Here is a 19,172-nt window from a genome sequence, read left to right as displayed (position 1 = left end):
GAACTCTGATTTATAAAAGTTAAGCTAGGCTTAACGTTGATTTCTTGGATGTGCTTTAGCGTGAACTTTTTTTAATTCGGCTATACTATTGTGTGTATACACCTGAGTTGCTGCTAAACTAGTATGTCCAAGAAGTTCTTTAATTGCATTTAAATCTGCACCTTGATTTAGCAAGTGCGTTGCAAACGAGTGTCTTAATACATGAGGGCTGCATTTTGCTTTCGTAGATGCTACACTAAAATACTTATTTATTATTCTGTAAACAAGCTTTTCGTAAATTATAAAGCCTTTTTTGGTTAAAAACAAAACCTCCTTATCTTCTATTGTATCTAATTTGCTTCTATAATTTAAATAGCACTTTAGAGATTTCGTTATCGAATCTATTAAAGGAATGTAACGTTCTTTATTACGTTTACCTATTACTTTTATTTGATTGTTCCCTGTATCAATATCGGATAACTTTAAGTTTACAAGCTCTATACGTCTGATTCCTGTTGCATAAAACAATTCGATGATAAGATGATTTCTAGCGCTTTCAAAATCATGGATACTAATCGCACCTTCTAACACCAACTTTAACTCTTGTTCTGAAAACGGGAGTTGAATCTTCTTCCCTACTTTTAATGCTTTATGTTTTTTTAGAGGGTTAATATCAATATCTTCAGTTTTTAGTAAAAATTTATAATAGGTATTAAGTGAAGATACTTTTCTATTAATGGTTCTGTTAGAGATTTTACGATCTACAAGTGTAACAATCCATTGTCTTATCTCAGAATAACCAACTTTTGCTACATTTTCGGAATTGTGATGCTCATTTAAGAAGTTTTGAAAATTATTAATATCTCTTGTATAAGCTAATACCGTATGCTTGGAGTAGGTCTTTTCTAATAATAAATAATCTGAAAATGATTTAAGGCTCATTAAACTAGTTTGATGAATTTTAAATATAACTATTAACTTCAACTAATATTGAATAAGAGCAAAAAAAATCCTGCCAATTAGCAGGATTTTAAATGATATAATTTTATTAAACCATTATGATGATGGTTTATAAGCCTTATTATCAATAACCATCGTAACAAAAAATGAAAACAATTTTCGCTAAAATAATAATTAAGAATCTCTAAGTTACAGGTTTATAATCTTTACTATCAATTACCATTTTTGCGCAATTGAAAACAATTTTCGCTAAAATAATAATTAAGAATCTCTAAGTTACAGGTTTATAATCTTTACTATCAATTACCATTTTAGCGCAATTGAAAACAATTTTCGCTAAAATAATAATTAAGAATCTCTAAGTTACAGGTTTATAATCTTTACTATCAATTACCATTTTAGCGATAATCTCTTTCAATATTTCTGAAGTCCCTCCACCAATTGGACCTAAACGGCTATCTCTCGCCATCCGTGCTAGAGGATATTCCTCCATATAACCATAACCTCCTAAAAACTGAAGACATTGGTAAATAACATCATCTGCCATTTTTGTAGATTGTAATTTAGACATTGTAGCTTCTTTTACTACATAATCTCCCATATCTAAACGTTTAGCAACATAATAGTTGAATTGCTTACAAATTTCCATTTGTGTTTCGCAATCCGCATACGTATGTCTTAAAGCTTGAAATTTATCTATAGTTCGTCCAAAAGCTGTTCTTTCAGACATATATTGTTTGGCATACTCTAGTGCATATTGCGCTCTTGCATGAGAATTAATTCCCATAATTAAACGCTCTAATGCAAAATGCTGCATAATATAAGGAAAGCCTAGATCCTCTTCTCCCATTAAATTTGAAGTTGGAATCACGACATTATCAAAAGCAATTTCACCTGTATCAGAAGCTCTCCAACCCAATTTATCTAATTTAGTAGCAGAAATACCTGGTGTATCTCTATCCATAACAAAAATACTTATGCCTTTGTTTCCTAATTCAGGACTGGTTTTAGCTGCAACAACTAAATAATCGCTATACACACCATTAGTGATAAAGGTTTTAGAACCATTAATCACATAGGTATCTCCTTTTTTAATTGCTGTTGTACGCATCCCTGCGACATCGCTTCCTCCAAAAGGTTCTGTAATACACAAACAACCTATAGCATCACCTAATGCACTTGGTGTAAGATATTTTTCTTTTTGCTCGTGATTTCCTTCCTTATTAAGGTGTGTCATAGCTAAATAAGCATGTGCCCACATTGCTGCTGCAAAACCACCAGAGTTAATGCGTTGCATTTCTTCAAGAAAAATTACCGTGTAAAATAAATCTAAATCCAATCCACCATAAGCTTCTGGCGTTGCCAAACCAAAATAACCCATATCACCAAACTTTTTCCAGATGAAACGTTCTATATGACCTGTTTCTTCCCATTTGTTAATATGTGGCACCACTTCTTTTTGTAAGAAATTCCTGAGACTTTCTCGGAATAAGTTGTGCTCTTCTGTAAAATATAAATTAGACATAAATTAGTGTTTATTAAAGATGCAAATATAGCTTAATTATCTCGAATTTTTTGATTGGAAAATCTTCGACCTTTGTTAAATCCTCTAAAGAATCGAAGCCATCTCTTAGCGCTCGTTCTTCAATAATATGATGTGCTATTTCATAATCTATATATTGAATCGTCACTAATTCGTCTCTAGTTGCTGTGTTCAAATTAAACTTTTTAATTGCTCTTGGATTTTTAACCGTGAAGTCATTTTGAATACGCTCAATAACCTCTAGAGAAAGTCCCCAAATCTCTGAAAGCTCAATATCTGCAGCAAAACCACCATTAAACTTATCGCGATATGCAATTATACGTTCAGACAGTTTTTCTCCTACTCCATATACTTTCCTTAATTGAGTCGTCGAGGCACTATTTAAATCTATTTTTTGATCAAATGTTTTTTCTTCAGTTGAATTTGAATACGAATTACTATACCCTTGAGATTTCGGTTTTGGATTTGTTACCCATTCTGGAAACTTAAAATAAGGTGAAATAGTTGATAAAAATGAATCTGAAACTTTAGTAACTTGCTGAAACTGCTTGGCTGAATTAACCCATTGATTTGTTTCTCTAAATTTGTGAAGTCTATCAATTTCTTCATTGGTCATTCCTAAAGTATAGCCTTTATAATCTGTAATATAATTTGGGTTGAAAGGATATATTTTTGGTTTTCTGTTTTCTATTTCAACTAGACGCAATGAATCTACTTCTTTTCTAAACGTTTCTATTTCACTTACGTTACCTGGTATATTCTTAGTTGTACTGGTGAAGATATTAGGCACAAACCAATATACACATTGAAAAATTACGATTACAGCCAACAATAAAAAAATCCCATTCCTTTGTTGATTAGTAAACAAGAAATGGGATTTCATACGTTATAATTTTACTTTATAAAATTTCATTTAAATCATCAGCACCATCTTCAATTGCATCCTTCTTTACATTAATCGCTTTGTAATATTTATTTAATTCCATTTTAATAACTGGAGATAATATCACAACACCAATAATGTTTGGCACTACCATTGCAAAAATCATAGCATCAGAGAAATTAATTACAGCACCCAAACTAATAGACGCTCCAACAACAACAAAGAATAAGAATAATATTTTATAAGCTAAGTCTGAGACTTTACCTTTTCCGAATAAAAAGACCCAACCTTGCATACCATAATAAGACCAAGAAATCATAGTTGAGAATGCAAATAATATTACGGCGATAGTAAGTACAATTGAGAAATGTGGAATCACAGAATCAAAAGCAGTAGCTGTAATTTCAACACCTTCTTTAATCTCAACACCATATTCCATAAAACCACCATCAAAATTAGTAATTACGATAACCAATGCGGTCATTGTACAAATAACAACAGTATCTACGAAAGGCTCTAAAAGGGCAACAATACCTTCTGACGCCGGGTATTTGGTACGAACGGCAGAGTGTGCAATTGCTGCAGAACCAACACCTGCTTCGTTAGAAAATGCTCCTCTTCTAATACCCTGAATCATTACACCTACAAGTCCACCTGCTATTCCTAATCCAGAAAAAGCACCTTCATAAATTAATGCAAATGCATCATCAATTAAACTAAAATTAGCTCCTAGAATTATTAAAGAAGCTAACACATATATACCTGCCATAAATGGCACTACTTTTTCAGTTACTTTAGCGATACGCTTAATTCCACCAATAATTACAACTGCTACAAGAGCTGCCATAACTAAACCGAAATAAAGACCTGCATTAGAAGCTGGATCTAACTCAAATACTTTAACAAATTGTGCAGCAGCTTGATTGGCTTGAAACATGTTTCCACCACCAAAAGAACCTCCTATTACAAATATGGCAAATAGTACAGCTAGTACTTTACCAAAACCTCCCATACCTTTGGCTCTTAAACCTTTGGTTAAGTAGTACATTGGACCACCATAAACGGTACCATCTTCTCCAACATCTCTATATTTCACCCCAAGTGTACATTCTGCAAATTTTGACGCCATACCAAGTAAACCAGCAACAATCATCCAAAATGTTGCACCAGGACCACCAATAGATAAGGCTACAGCGACACCTGCTATATTACCTAAACCTACAGTTGCTGATAAAGCTGCTGTTAAAGCCTGAAAATGCGAAACTTCTCCGTCAGCACCATCATCTCTCATGGTTTCAATTATGTTTTCACCTTCATTTGCAGTATTATCGCCATATAAGGTATCTGCTCCATGCTTCTCAATGTCTTCATAATGTCCTCTAACAACTCTAATAGCCATTCTAAAACCCGTAACATTGATAAATTTAAAATAAATAGTAAAAAATAATGCACCTCCTATTAATACAATAAGTACCCAAGGAATTTTATAAGTTTCCGAAAATGGAATTTCATAAAAAATTGCATCAACAAACCAACCTGTATAATCCTTAAAAATGGTATCAATTTTTTCGGAAGTTGTTTCTTGTGCAAAGCTTAAAAATGGTAATACTATTGCAAAAATTGATAGAAGATATTTCTTCATGAGTTAAGTTGTTAGTTAGTTTTTTTGTTAGTTAATTAAATTTAAAGATGACAAGATGCAAAAAAAAAATGAGCCAATAAAGTATCAACACATAAAATCAATGTATAAGTTATTCAATATTGTACTGAGAATTCAATTTTATAATCTGTTCTGGACGTCCTAAAACTATGATTTTTGAACCAGGAATCAATTTTGTATCCGCTTCAGGATTTACTATATATTCTCCTTTATCATTCTTAAATCCTATAACTGTACAGCCTGTCTTTTTACGTAAATCCAAGTCCCTTATTGTTTTAACTTCATTCATATTATAAAGTTGTTCTACTTTAACTTCTTCAATATTAATGTTACGTTCCCCTATAATACCTAAGTTATCTATAAATTCAACCAAATCAGGAATCACCACTAAAGAAGCCATATGATCTCCTCCTATTCTATCGGGTAAAATAACATTGTTAGCACCGGCTAATTTTAGCTTATTGTAAGACGTTTCCTCAGAAGCTCTACTTATAATCGATAATTTAGCATTAATCTGCCGAGCTGATAAAACCACAAATAAATTATCTGCATCATTTGGCAAGGCGCAAATTAGCGTACTTGCTTTTTCGATACCAGCTGCAAAAAGGGTTTCGTCTTCGTTGGCATTTCCTTCAATAAACGTAATGGTATCGTCCTGAAATTTTTCAATGATATCCTTATTACGTTCTATAATGACGAAAGGCTTTCCGTAATCACTCAACTTTTTTGCTGCTTGTTTACCGTTGCGGCCATACCCACAAATAATGATATGATTAGTCATTGCATTAATTTTCTTTTGCATTCTATGTTGTTTTATGTCTTCAAAATTATTTCTACTAAGAATATAATCTGTTATGATAGTAATGGCATACCCCACAATTACCACACTGGTTAAAATTAAAAAAATAGTAAAAATCTTAGAAGTGGAATCGAGAGGCATAACTTCGGCAAAACCAACAGTTGTTACAGTAATCACAGTCATATAAACCGCATCTAGCCATAAATAGCCCGAAATAAATCTATAGCCTAAAACACCAATACAAAGCAACAAAACCAACATCATTATGGCTGTGTAAATCTTAGATCTATAAAGTTTTAATAACGGATTATCCATATTAAATCAACAAAATTATAAATCGAAAACTGAAGACCGTTTTGTATAAACGATATCTTTAATACGCATCCAAAAGGCTAAGAATAAATAGAGTGCAAAACCAAAACCGACGGTTACAAAAGTGAGATACATAAACGAAGTTCTTACAATTTTGGCTCTAATACCCAAACGATCTGCTATACGTTGACATACGTAATACCCTCTCTTTTGAAAATATAATAGTAGAATGTAAGATCTATTCATGTGTTTAAATATTGTATTTCAATGGTCACATAGTACACCCTTATTTTCATAGTCTTTAAATATAAAAATCTAGTTATGGATGTTTCATACCGCAAGTTACTCAATTTTTCACGATTAAGCTATTACCTATAGCACATTGCAAACATCTATTTTTATCGCAATACTTTTGTTTAAGTTCCAATAAGGCTTGAGAACTTAAAGCATTTTTTTCTACTGGCTTTAAGTCTAAAAATTTAGAGACAATACTGTTATTCTCAATTTTAATTTCTTTTATGAGGATAAACACAGTATCTTCAACTGATTTCCCTTGTGATTTTGCATAACTAAATTTTAAAGGTATAAGCGTGTTAATGATTAATAAATCTATGAAGGACTTCGTCATTACTTTTTTAGTTTTGTTTGACGATTTAGCGAATGTATAATGCGTCATCCAAAACTGAGTCACTCCTTTATTGAAAAATTTATAAAACGCATCAAGCGTATTTAACTGCATTACTTTTGAAAATAAATTCTGTTCTACAGTATATAAATTAGCAAATTGCGATAAACGTATCGTTGGAAAATTTGGCGGTCGCAATCTAAAAAACTGCAACGGCAAAATACCTCTATTATCTAACCTAAATTTTTGTTTTAAAAATTTATATCGCTCTTTAAGATCTTTAAAGTAACCATCCTCAATAGTGTTTTCTTCTAGCAAACCCGATTGTCCAAAAAACAACGCTTCAACATTTAAAACATCATTTTGTAATTTTCTAATAATTGAAAAATCAAAAGAATTTGCCAAACTAAAAAACGTCTCACCATTTACTTTAAGCCCGAAGTTTTTCAGTAACATTTTAAAAAGTACAGCCTCCCAATCGTTATTAGAATCTTTTAATAATTGCACAATGGTTTCAGACTTTTCTTCTAAACGTTCTATATATAAACGTTCTAACCAATTATTAAGCAGAAAATCATCCGCATTATGAAAATCAGATTCACAATTAATCCAAGATTTAGATTGCATCAATTTTTGATACTTATGGATTAAGTTTTTATCCACATAGTGTTTTAATTCTAGTGTTGGAATTTCGGAATTATCTTTTCGAAAGATTTCGGTATCGTGCTCCCAAACCACATGAAGAATTACATTATCATATGCTTTATCAACTTCATGATTATGAACATACCAATCTGACGATTTTATATGAATTTCTACATTACCAGCCCAAAGCTGCGAACCAATACTTAATTGTGCGTTGAAGAAATCTGGACCAGCATTATGGTTATGCTGACCTAAATTAGCAATACTAATCGGTTCATCTTTTGTTGTTTGTAACACTGATGAAGCGAAGGCTTTATGTTTCCAGATGTAGTGAAGAAAATCTTCTTGCATCCTCTAAAAATACTAAAATATTAGCTTAAAGCCGCTATACTACTTCTTGTTTTCTAACACTATAGAAACTAAGAAGCTCGTGCAATTCATTAACATTAAATGGTTTACTCAGATAACCATTCATTTTATAACGTTTTGTTTTCTCTTTCACTTCAGATTGAGAAAAAGCCGTTAATGCGACAATAGGAATTGTAGATTTCCTTATATCATTCATTTTTCTAATATACCGAGTCGTATCATATCCATTTAATATTGGCATTTGCAAATCCATTAATATTAAATCAAAATGTTTTTGATTATATAGATCTAAAAGCTCTTGTCCGTTATTTGCTATTTCATAGTTAATTTTCCATTTGTTGAACAGCTTTTTAAGCACCAAGGCATTAATTTGGTTATCTTCTGCAACGAGTACTTTTAAGTCAATTGGATTGGTTTTGGATATATAATTCTGCTTTATAGCGTCTATCTTATCCGAATTTTTAAGGGAAATATCAAACCAAAATTTTGATCCTTTTCCCTCTGTACTCTCTAATTGCAGACTTGTAGATTGAATATTTAGCAACTCTTTACTAATATATAACCCAAGTCCTGAACCACCATATAGCTGAGACGTGTTATCACTAGCTTGCACAAAACTTTTAAAAATATCTTTTTGTTTATCATAAGACACTCCAATCCCAGAGTCTTTTACATTAAACCTTATCGTTGTAACATCGTTGGTAGAACTTAATAATTCTATTTCAAAAGTAACACCTCCTTTGTGAGTGAATTTAAAGGCATTACTTAACAAGTTTTTTAATACTTGAGATAGTTTTAAACTATCTCCTTTTAAAACAGAAGGAATAGAACTGTCTAATACGGTTTCAAAACTTAGATTATTATTTATAGCCGTATGTTTAAAATGCAATTGAATGTTTTGGATGAGTTCTGAAAGATTAAAATCGTCTTCAACTAATTTTACTTCATTAGATTTAAATTTATTTAGGTTTAACAAGTCATTAATTAAAGCTAATAAATGTTCACTAGAATACTTTAATACTTGAAGGTTTTCTAATTGTTCTGGCAAAAACTTTTCCATTAACAGAATATCAGACATACCAATTACAGCATTTAAAGGTGTTCTGATTTCGTGGGACATTGTAGATAAAAATTCGTCTTTTGTTTTATTAGCAAGATTTAATTCAATTTCCGTTTCCTTCAATTGTGTAACATCGGTCATTGTACCAATTGTACCATTAGCAATCCCATCATTATCGTATGTAAGAACTAACCGTACTTGCACCCATACTTTTTCACCTGTAGGTTTAAAAAACTTTAATAAGGTTACAAAATCATCATGATGCTCTGCAAAAAAGTTTTGAAGCCTTAAATTCTCGTCCTTATTAATACCAACTAAGAACTCTCTATAATTTTTATTTAATGCTTCCTCAACTGATATCCCTAATAAATCTTTACAAGCCTTATTTAAATATTTAAAGTTACCACTCAAATCGGTTTTAAAGATGACACCTTCTATTGTATCTACTATAATATTTATTTCAGATTCTGCTCTTACAACTTCAGATTTTAAAGCTTGATTGGATTTAAATAGCTCTTTAGAACTTTCTTCCAAAATAATTTCAACATCCTTAACATCCTCATCGTAACCTTTATAAGCTTCGTTTACAGAATCAAAAAAATCTTTATATTTTTCTATATCCGCATCCTCAAAACCAGCTTTAGTGATTTGTCTTTTCAAAAGCCTATGTAGATTTCCGTTTAGCATTCTGATAATATTGTAATTGTCATGGTCTGATTATGAAACTTACAAGGTGCAAATTCCCTAAATGGTCCTATTTCTCCATAGGAATAAATACCTGTAATTTTTGGCTTTTCGCCAATAACATCTCTAACGGCATCAACCTCTTCTTCTACTAATTGCTTAAGCATTTTCCGTCTTCCAGCACAACTTATTAAAATAGCCAATTCACCACTCTCATTGATTGCATTAGAAGCCTCTATAGCTGAATACTTTGCACCATCTATTAATTTATTTACATTAGAATTCATTAAACGCACAAGGGCACCTTTTGGTATTCTGTCTGTAAAAGTTAAACCTTGATGTTCTTCATCTAAGCTTACAACCGTTCTAACAACAGGTTCTTCAGTTTCATTAACACGTATACTAAGCGGAAAGCGTAAAGCAGCACTTGATTGACCTGTTATCTCATCTCCTAAAAATGATTTATAAATATCTAATGCCGGCAAACCATCTAATTCATATAAAGTATTATTGACTGATTTAGTTACCAAACGTTCAATACCAAAACCATACCATCCACTTTTAGAACTATATCCAACTTTTAAATGATCTCCATATAAACCTAGTCCAACAACAATTCCATCTGAGATAAGACTGTTTGCAACTACAAATGTTTCTCTAAAATCGAGACCATCTCCTGCCAAACCTCCTGTTATACCAATTTCAGGTAAAACACTTCTTAAACCTGATACCAAATCTGATCCATTTACATTAAGCCCATCACTAAATAATAGAATATGTTTTAAATCTTTAAACTCTAGTTTTTCAGCCAAACTAACACCTGCATTAAAACTTTCGTCTCTATTTTCTACTTCTACTGTTTCTAATCTATTTTGTACATGCTCAAATTTAATCGCAGTTAATGATACCGTTTTATCAGACACTGTAATTCCAGATATTTCACCTGCTGTAGAACACCCTAAAAGTTTTACCTCAGGATATCTTTTTAGCAATTGGTCAATCAGCTCTGCTTTAGCAATAAATTTAGGAGATACGAATAATAAGACGATGTTGGGTACAATCTCAATTTTGTTTAAGCTATTATGCCATGTTGAAGCGTTTAGAGATAACTGCTCTACTATCATTATTGGTTAAGTTAGGTTAGGGTAAACACAACTAATCGATAAAATATGCGTTTTAACGAAAGTATGCTAAATTTTTGATATTTTCAACTTACCTACCTCTCCAAAAAATACTGAATCTCGTAACCATGTTTTTAACAGCTCATTATCAACACTTTAAACAAAACTTAAAATACTATTTTATTTATCCCATAATCCATAATAATTATGAATTTACATATTACATTTAGTGTATCTAGGTCTTAAAATTGAGTTTAAAGTGACTATATTTTCGAGACATCGTACTTAATAGAGAACGTATTATTAAAACTTTAAACGCATATTTATATTCTACTTCACCTATCTACTAACTTCATTAAACCAAATAAATCCTAATTATTAATTAGGATTTATTTTAATTTAGTATCAAATACAGTGCTTTCTCTAACCAAGGACAACACTAGAAAAGACTTTTTTAAATATGAGTTAAAATCCAAAGTTCAACCTCTTCCTTCTTACGATGATCTAAGTTGCGTTTTGTTTTATCAGAGGCTTTTTTTACATTTTTCTTAAAACAACGTTCTAACTGAAACCGTCCACCTTCTGCTAGTTCTTGTTCTATAGGATGCGATTTTGCTAATCCTGTGATTTGTCCCAAATTTGAAAACACAAGAACCAACTTCCCATCTGACAACAGCATTTGCTTTGCTGCTTCAAAAAATTCTGGAAATAGGTTTTTATTATAATAAATAGCTTCGTCTAAATTATTTGAATCTCTTGTTTCAGCTAACCAAGGTGGATTAAAAACAATGAGCTCTGCTTTATTCTTCCACTTGCCAAAAAGTGATCCAAAATCTAACTCTAATTTTCGGGAGAGTTTGGTATCTCCCATCATTTCTGTTAAGCCAATTATAGCATTCGGATTCGTATCTGTTGCGAAAACCTTTTGAAATCCGTGTTTAATCATTTGTAACGCTAAAACACCGCTACCAACACCAATATCCATCGCCGATTTTTTAGAGCCTTCGTAACGTTTTAACCAATTATCAAACAATTCTAAATGTTCAAAACGTGTTGGAAAATACGTACCATAATACGGATGAATTTTATTGCGTAATACTGGTATAGTAATACCGTTTGTATACCATTGCCAAGCACTATTTAAGCCTTGCACTTGCGGAAGGGTTAATAGAAAGTCACTTGTTTCTGGGTATAATTTTTTTAGCCAACCTATAATAGGAGCCTTATTTACTACAATTTGATGGTCTACAATTTGAACAATAATAAGATTAGAAAGCTTATGATAAACAGCTCGAAACGCACGCTGCTCTTTAAATGAAGTATTGGGTAATGTTTTATTGAGATGTGCTTGCAAACCGTTAAGTAGTATGGATCCATTACTATAAAACTCAGTAATTAAAACAGGGCTTCCCGCTTCTAGTACATTTATTATGCTTATAATACCCACTCCTCTATTATAAATAGTGACATCTTTCAGCGGTAAAAATGGATTTGGTTTATTTACTTTAAGATCCGTCATAATAGTAGGTTTCCCTTTTTGGTGAAGGTAGGCAAATGCTTCTGCCAACTATGATGAATTAAGAATGAATTAAATTAGAATTGTTTCCATTAATATTAAAATAAAAACAAATGGTAACTACTTGGCTTTGAAAATGTTTGAAGCAAAAAAAATCCTGATAATTACATCAGGATTTTTCTCTTTATATAATGAGTACTTCAACTTTGTTAAGTGACCAATAAATATAGAATTTATTAATCAATATAACCCATTTCCCGCATCCAATCGTCATTAAACATTTTACCAACATAACGACTTCCGTGATCATGAAATAAAACCACAACCACATCATCCGGTTTAAAATGCTCTTTTAATTGCAACACTCCTTTTATTGCTGAACCTGCAGAGTTTCCTAAAAACATACCTTCTTCTTTTGCCAAACGTTGTGTATATACACAAGCATCTTTATCAGTTACTTTTGTAAAACCATCGATTAAACTAAAGTCTACATTTTTTGGAAGAATATCTTCTCCGATACCTTCGGTTACATAAGGATAAATTTCGTTTTCATCAAAAATTCCTGTTTCATGATATTTTTTAAATACTGAACCGTACGTATCAACTCCCCAAATTTTAATATTAGGATTTTGTTCTTTTAGGTATTTACCAACTCCAGAGATAGTACCTCCTGTACCAACACCAACTACAAAATGCGTGATTTTACCATCGGTTTGTTTCCATATTTCGGGTCCTGTACTTTCGTAATGTGCTTTGGTATTACTTGGGTTGTCATATTGATTTACATACCAAGAGTTTGGTGTTTCTTCACCTAATCGTTTCGACACTGAATAGTAACTTCTAGGGTCTGTTGGTTCAACTGCAGTTGGACAAACAATAACTTCTGCACCTACAGCACGCATAATATCTACCTTTTCTTTAGATTGTTTATCTGCCATCACAAAAATACATTTGTAACCTTTTACAATAGCTGCTAATGCTAATCCCATGCCAGTGTTTCCTGAAGTACCTTCAATAATAGTTCCTCCTGGTTTTAGGCGACCATCTGCTTCCGCATCTTCAATCATCTGCAAAGCCATGCGGTCTTTAACAGAATTCCCTGGGTTAAATGTTTCGTATTTAGCGAGTACTAAACAAGGTAAGTCTTCCACTAGTTTATTCATTTTAACTAATGGTGTATTACCTATTGTACCTAATATATTTTCTACGTATTCCATTTCTGTTTATTATTATTTTTAAAGGTAAAATGTGTTGTCCTTTAATATAACCTTATAATTATTGAACCTTTTTTATTAGGCTCGGTTCATCGTTCTTTTTTTGAAAGTGCAAAGTTACGTTAAATGTTACGTTTTACTAATTTTGAAATTATTAATGTTTTGTTATTAAAAATAGGAAGTTGTTACACAGAGTTCCACAGAGAAAACACAAAGATTCACAGAGCCATTGTTTTAAATTATAAACTAAATTATTTTGATTATAAAATGTACGCAAAGGCGCTGAGAAACAATGTTTAAAAGCTTAAGTTGTTTCGCGGAATTTTATGGAGAATACGCTAAGATTCACGGAGAGTTTTTATTAAAATTCAGATTAATTCTTCTAATTAAAAAATCTCGTAAAAATCCTAATTTGCATGGGATAAAAAATGTTCACAAGCATCGGTAAAAAAACAGAATCTCACCGTTCATTTTTTGTAAAATTTAAACGTCTTAACGAAAATCAATCAACTAACTCTAAGTGCTTTTTAATCAAACCGAATCGCCTTAACTGGTGAAATTTTGGAAATAATAATTGATGGAATTAATAGCATTAATAAACAAGCTACAAATGTGCCAATGTTTAAAATAATGATATAATCCCAACTGATGTAAACGGGAGCATTATTAACGTAATAGGTATCTGGATCTAGCGGAAATAGTTTAAAATATTTCTGAGCAAACAAGAGACCTAAACCTATCGCATTTCCCCACAGTAATCCTAAACCTATTAAGTAAGACGCATTATAAAGAAAGACTTTTCTAATTGTCCAATTTGAACTTCCTAAGGCTTTTAGGATGCCTATCATTTGAGTTCGCTCTAGAATTAAAACGAGTAAAGCCGTAATCATGTTGATGCCAGCAACGATAATCATAATAGCAATAATGCCATAGGTATTATTATCAAAAATCTTAATCCATTCAAAAATTGTGTAGTATTTTCTTGTAATAGATCTTGCATTCATTAAGGATGGCACTGTTTTGTAGACCTCAAGCGTCTTTTCTTCAATCTGCGAGAAATCATCAATAAAAACTTCAAAACTTCCTATTTGATCAGATTCCCATTTATTGAGTCGTTGCACATGTCTTAAATCTGCAATACAAAATTTTTCATCGAGCTCTTGAAAACCAGAATTATAAATCCCAACAATTTCAAAACTCATAATACGAGGACTGTCATTTAAAGGATTCCCGAACAAGGTTTGAAATTTATCACCAATATTAAACCCTAAACGATTGGCTAAATAACTAGAGATAAGGATGTCTTCGTTGCGTTCTTTTGTATAATCTGGAAGGCGGCCTTCAACTAAGAATTCTTCAAAATAATCCCAATTATAATCCGGTCCAACTCCTTTAACAACAACTCCTTCAAAATCAGTTTCAGTTCTAATTACAGCAAATTTTTGAGCAACACCTTGGATGTGTTTTATACCTTCAACATCCTTAAAATTGGGATAAAAATCTTGATTGATAGAAATAGGTACCTGTGATTCATCTGAAGCATTGGTATCGTAATTGGTGATTTCTATATGACCATTAAATGCCACAACTTTATCTCTAATCTTTTGTTGCAAGCCAATTCCGGTCGCAATAGCAATAAGCATTACAATAATACCAATTGCAATTGCTGCGATACCAATTTTAATTATTGGTGCCGATACACTACTTTTATACGTTTTATTGCCAATTATGCGTTTAGCTATAAATAACTCGAAATTCACTCTTAGATATGCTTTTAAAGGTTTTCAAAAATACAGTTTTATTCTCTATAATTATTGGGATTTCCGCTGTAACATTTTCATGTGGAAATAGTGTAAAACAGGATGCAAGAAACACAAAGCTTGATACTTTAGCGGTAAACGACTTTTCTGGGACTTTACATGCAACAAATGAAATAGACAAACCTATTGTTGGTGCTAACAGAACAGCATTATATTTACCTCTATTAAAAGGAAAGCGTGTTGGTGTGGTTGCCAATCAAACGAGTGTGGTCTTCAATGAAGACAGCCATACGCATTTAGTGGATTCTTTATTAAGTTTAAATATTGATGTAAAACGAGTATTTGCTCCAGAACATGGGTTTAGAGGTACTGCAGATGCTGGTGAATTGGTAAAAGATGGTCTAGATACCAAAACTGGGTTGCCTATTATTTCTCTTTATGGCAAAAACAAAAAGCCGAGTGCAGCACAGCTGAAAGATCTAGATATTGTAGTATTTGACATCCAAGATGTAGGTGCGCGATTTTACACTTATATTTCTAGTTTGCATTATGTTATGGAAGCTTGTGCAGAGCAAAATATTCCTGTTGTAATATTAGATAGACCAAACCCAAATGGACATTATATTGATGGTCCTATTTTAGAAATGGAGCATACTAGTTTTATTGGTATGCACCCAATTCCTGTGGTTCATGGTATGACAATTGGTGAGTATGCAAATATGATCAATGGAGAAAAGTGGTTAAAAAATGGAGTTACATGTGCTTTAAGTGTTATTCCTGTTAAGAATTATGAGCATAATTTACGATACAGCCTTCCTATAAAACCCTCACCTAATTTACCTAATGATGTTGCTATTAATTTATATTCGAGTTTATGCTTTTTTGAAGGTACAAATGTCAGCGTTGGTCGCGGTACAGATAAACAATTTCAAGTAGTTGGGTCTCCATTTTTTAATCGTGATAATTCAACATTTGAATTTACACCGAAACCAAATGAAGGTGCAAAATATCCAAAACACGAAAACAAAATCTGTTATGGTTATGATTTGTCTGAGAATACTCATTTAGATGGGTTGAATTTTAAGTGGCTAATAGAGTTCTACAATGAGAATAAACAGAATGCACCAAAAGAGGCTTTTTTCACAGACTTTTTTACACTATTAGCAGGGACAGAAACATTGCAAAAACAGATTGAAGCGGGTTTAAATGAAGCTGAAATTAAGGAGACTTGGCAAGATGGTATTGCTGCTTTTAGGTTGACAAGACGTAATTATCTTATTTACGAATAACACTAACCGTTACAAATGGTAATTTTCATATCTGTTTCTTTAATACCAACCTTATATCTAATGTCAAGGTCTTCTGAATCTTCTTTAGGAGTAGTCGGTAATAGGTATACTACAAATACAATTTTTATTTGTGATTGACTTACAACAAACACATGTTTGCCTTTAGATAATTTGTGTAATGGCAACTTATATGACATTGAATCAATTTTAAAATCGAGTTCACGTTCGTATGCCTGATTTATGGTATATAAGGATGTAATGCTATTATCGCTCCTTAGGATAAGCGTATCTTTTGTAGTGTTTAATTCATGGATTAAACCTTTTGCTTGAACATTTCTGTTTTTTTCCAGCTTAGCAAACGGCTCTTGTGCTTGAAGTGTAAAGCTTAATAAAAAAATGAGGATGATGACGAGACCAATGCGTATTAAATTTTTCAAAATCGTATTATTTAAGTTACACAACATGCGTGATAACTCAACAATATGTAATTAATCCCGACTAAACATAACACGATTTTAAGTCAAATTCATAAGAATATCCACAAACTACATAAATAACAGAGGAACTGTAATTTTTACTAAAAATTCTGTTAACAACCTAGTTTTCAATAATTTCAATAAGCTTATTTGGGTAATCTGTAATAATACCATCAACTTGCCAAGACAACATTTGTTTCATATCGTCTTCCTCGTTAAGCGTCCAAGGTATGACTTTAAAATTTTCAGCTTGTAAATTTCTAACCTTTATAGAATCTAAAAGTTTAAAATACGGACTTATAATTTCAGGTAGCTTGTCCATATCTAATTGTGAAATTTTGCTCCAAATTTCTTCACCTTCATCTACCAACAGCGCAATGTGTATACTAGGATCTTGTTTTCTTATTTCTCTAATAATTTCTACATCAAAAGATTGAAGATTCACACGGCTCAACATGCCATTTAACTCAATCTCATCTAAAACCAATTTCACGTACGCTTCTGGCTGTGGCGTAAAAATGCCATAATATGAAGTTTCCGATTTAATTTCAATATTAAACTTAACATTTGATTTCTTGGCTTTTACTAGATCGAAAACTTTAGATAATAACGGTTTGTAGGTCTTTTGTTTTTCTTGCTCAGGATATGTGGGATGAAATTTTGAGCCACAATCAAATTGTTTAATGTCATCATAATTCATATTATATAAATTATAATCTTTTGCTGAATTATTGGGAAGGGTGTCTCCTTTAGGAGTTAAACAAATCACTGGATTCATATAAGGCTCATGAGAGACCACGATTTTAAGGTCTTTAGAAATTACGATATCTAATTCCAAGGTGTTTACTCCCAAATCAATCGCTTTTTCAAAAGCGGGCAAGGAATTCTCAGGTAGTAAACCTCTACAACCTCTATGCCCTTGAATATCCACTTGTTTTTCAGAATTGCAGCTCATACATAGTAGTATTAAAACAATACATACACTAAATTTCTTCATCTGTTGAAAGTGTTGGTGTTTCATATTTTTGGAATGGCTGTTTAAGTAACTCTTTGATGTTTCCATTTTTAACTTCATCCGGAAACACATCGACTCCATAAATCAAATTTTCTCGTTCCATGTACATGTAGGTTCCAAAAATCCGGTCCCATATACTAAAGATATTCCCAAAGTTAGAATCCGTGTATGGCAATCTATAATGATGATGTATTTTATGCATATCCGGAGATACAATAACATAGCTTAATGCTTTATCCAAACCTTTTGGCATTTTAATATTGGCATGCGTAAGCTGGGTAAATATAAGTGATAGCGCTTGATAAATCATCACCAAAGCAATAGGCGTACCAACGATAAAAATACCAAGTAACGTAAATGAAAACCGAATTACACTTTCTATTGGGTGATGCCTATTTCCTGTGGTTGTGTCTACACTGTGATCGGTATGATGTACGATGTGCACCATCCAAAGCGGTTTTACTCTATGCTCTACATAATGAGCTAAATACGCTCCAAAAAAATCGAGCAATACAACTCCTAGCAAAGCATATAACCATAACGGCATTGGTGGCAACCAGTTTATAATTCCAAAATTATTTGCGCTTACCCAATCTGACATCCATAACAATAAAAACGCCAAGGCGAAATTTATAATAATCGTGGTCAGCGTAAAAAACAGATTCGGAACCGCATGTCTCCATTTTTTTATACTTAAACTTAAATAATGGAATACCTCCTTCTAATAACCAGAAAAAAGTAAGACCTCCAACAAGAATAAGACTTCTATGAGAAGAAGGAATCGTTTCAAAGTATGTGATAATATCTTCCATATTTAATGCTCGTATGAATATTCCCCTAGTAAATCAATGCTATTATTGCCATTATCAATATAAGTTTTAATAACCAATGATGATTCGTTCAGCTCAATTATCTCCCTCTTAAGGTTAGGGTCTTCAAAATCAAAAACAGTAAGGTTTGTACCATCAATAATAAGTTCGCGAGTAAGCTCGTTAGGTCTATAAAAGTTACCATTTATGGTATAGGTTCCTGTAAATTTATAAGTATCTGGTTCTGAATCATCACAATCTACAGCTCCTGATCTGAAACTTTCATAGGTTCCATCTGCATCTAAGAACAAACTATTTTGCTCTTGACACAAACCTACGCGATACCATTGACCATATAATAGATTTAAATCGAGACTTGTAGAACTATCATCATCCGATGAACAGTTAAATACAAATACCAACACTAACAGAATAGTCGTTTTTTTCATTATT

The 19,172-nt window shown here is 32.1% G+C and carries 16 protein-coding genes and 1 pseudogene; 1 reads left to right on the top strand and 16 read right to left on the bottom strand.

The window, feature by feature from the left end:
* Nucleotides 1–30 precede the first annotated feature (30 nt).
* The 12 genes from HM992_RS08490 to HM992_RS08435 form a co-directional block, all read right to left on the bottom strand.
* Complete coding sequence (locus HM992_RS08490; protein ID WP_179319361.1) at nt 31–921, bottom strand: tyrosine-type recombinase/integrase; 891 nt, start codon at nt 919–921, stop codon at nt 31–33.
* A 376-nt stretch (nt 922–1,297) separates the two neighbouring features.
* Nucleotides 1,298–2,464: an acyl-CoA dehydrogenase family protein gene (locus HM992_RS08485; protein WP_179319360.1), complete on the bottom strand. Its 1,167-nt coding sequence runs from the start codon at nt 2,462–2,464 to the stop codon at nt 1,298–1,300.
* A gap of 13 nt (nt 2,465–2,477) precedes the next feature.
* Complete coding sequence (locus HM992_RS08480; RefSeq protein WP_179319359.1) at nt 2,478–3,365, bottom strand: ComEA family DNA-binding protein; 888 nt, start codon at nt 3,363–3,365, stop codon at nt 2,478–2,480.
* 16 nt (nt 3,366–3,381) lie between these two features.
* Nucleotides 3,382–5,007 (bottom strand): alanine/glycine:cation symporter family protein, encoded by a 1,626-nt coding sequence (locus HM992_RS08475; RefSeq protein ID WP_179319358.1) that lies wholly within the window; start codon nt 5,005–5,007, stop codon nt 3,382–3,384.
* A gap of 109 nt (nt 5,008–5,116) precedes the next feature.
* Nucleotides 5,117–6,139: a potassium channel family protein gene (locus HM992_RS08470; protein WP_179319357.1), complete on the bottom strand. Its 1,023-nt coding sequence runs from the start codon at nt 6,137–6,139 to the stop codon at nt 5,117–5,119.
* 15 nt (nt 6,140–6,154) lie between these two features.
* A complete protein-coding gene (locus HM992_RS08465; RefSeq protein WP_179319356.1) occupies nt 6,155–6,382 on the bottom strand; it encodes a PspC domain-containing protein in 228 nt (75 codons plus the stop codon).
* 100 nt (nt 6,383–6,482) lie between these two features.
* Nucleotides 6,483–7,757 (bottom strand): DUF2851 family protein, encoded by a 1,275-nt coding sequence (locus HM992_RS08460; protein WP_179319355.1) that lies wholly within the window; start codon nt 7,755–7,757, stop codon nt 6,483–6,485.
* Between the two features lie 34 nt (nt 7,758–7,791).
* Nucleotides 7,792–9,495 (bottom strand): PAS domain-containing hybrid sensor histidine kinase/response regulator, encoded by a 1,704-nt coding sequence (locus HM992_RS08455; protein ID WP_179319354.1) that lies wholly within the window; start codon nt 9,493–9,495, stop codon nt 7,792–7,794.
* 20 nt (nt 9,496–9,515) lie between these two features.
* Entirely contained in the window at nt 9,516–10,643 is a 1,128-nt protein-coding gene (locus HM992_RS08450) for an FIST signal transduction protein (protein ID WP_179319353.1), read from the bottom strand.
* A 451-nt stretch (nt 10,644–11,094) separates the two neighbouring features.
* Nucleotides 11,095–12,207 (bottom strand): Rossmann-like fold-containing protein, encoded by a 1,113-nt coding sequence (locus tag HM992_RS08445; RefSeq protein ID WP_317167545.1) that lies wholly within the window; start codon nt 12,205–12,207, stop codon nt 11,095–11,097.
* 185 nt (nt 12,208–12,392) lie between these two features.
* Nucleotides 12,393–13,373, bottom strand: a complete 981-nt coding sequence (locus tag HM992_RS08440) for a PLP-dependent cysteine synthase family protein (RefSeq protein WP_178984568.1) — start codon at nt 13,371–13,373, stop codon at nt 12,393–12,395.
* A gap of 524 nt (nt 13,374–13,897) precedes the next feature.
* Complete coding sequence (locus HM992_RS08435) at nt 13,898–15,130, bottom strand: ABC transporter permease (protein WP_179319352.1); 1,233 nt, start codon at nt 15,128–15,130, stop codon at nt 13,898–13,900.
* A gap of 8 nt (nt 15,131–15,138) precedes the next feature.
* Between HM992_RS08435 and HM992_RS08430 the strand changes: the two genes are divergently transcribed.
* Nucleotides 15,139–16,419 (top strand): exo-beta-N-acetylmuramidase NamZ family protein, encoded by a 1,281-nt coding sequence (locus HM992_RS08430; RefSeq protein ID WP_179319351.1) that lies wholly within the window; start codon nt 15,139–15,141, stop codon nt 16,417–16,419.
* Nucleotides 16,420–16,421: 2 nt separating this feature from the next.
* Here the strand turns inward: HM992_RS08430 and HM992_RS08425 are convergent, their stop codons facing one another.
* The 4 genes and pseudogenes from HM992_RS08425 to HM992_RS08410 form a co-directional block, all read right to left on the bottom strand.
* Nucleotides 16,422–16,856 carry a hypothetical protein gene (locus HM992_RS08425; RefSeq protein WP_179319350.1) on the bottom strand — a complete coding sequence of 145 codons (435 nt, stop codon included), beginning with the start codon at nt 16,854–16,856 and terminating at the stop codon, nt 16,422–16,424.
* Nucleotides 16,857–17,016: 160 nt separating this feature from the next.
* Nucleotides 17,017–17,850: a glycerophosphodiester phosphodiesterase family protein gene (locus tag HM992_RS08420; RefSeq protein ID WP_179319349.1), complete on the bottom strand. Its 834-nt coding sequence runs from the start codon at nt 17,848–17,850 to the stop codon at nt 17,017–17,019.
* A 28-nt stretch (nt 17,851–17,878) separates the two neighbouring features.
* A pseudogene (locus HM992_RS08415) lies at nt 17,879–18,722 on the bottom strand (sterol desaturase family protein).
* Between the two features lie 2 nt (nt 18,723–18,724).
* Entirely contained in the window at nt 18,725–19,168 is a 444-nt protein-coding gene (locus HM992_RS08410; RefSeq protein WP_179319348.1) for a hypothetical protein, read from the bottom strand.
* Nucleotides 19,169–19,172 lie beyond the last annotated feature (4 nt).

It is taken from the genome of Winogradskyella helgolandensis, from assembly GCF_013404085.1.
In the GTDB taxonomy this organism is placed as follows: domain Bacteria; phylum Bacteroidota; class Bacteroidia; order Flavobacteriales; family Flavobacteriaceae; genus Winogradskyella; species Winogradskyella helgolandensis.
This window is presented reverse-complemented; position numbering and strand designations above follow the sequence as displayed.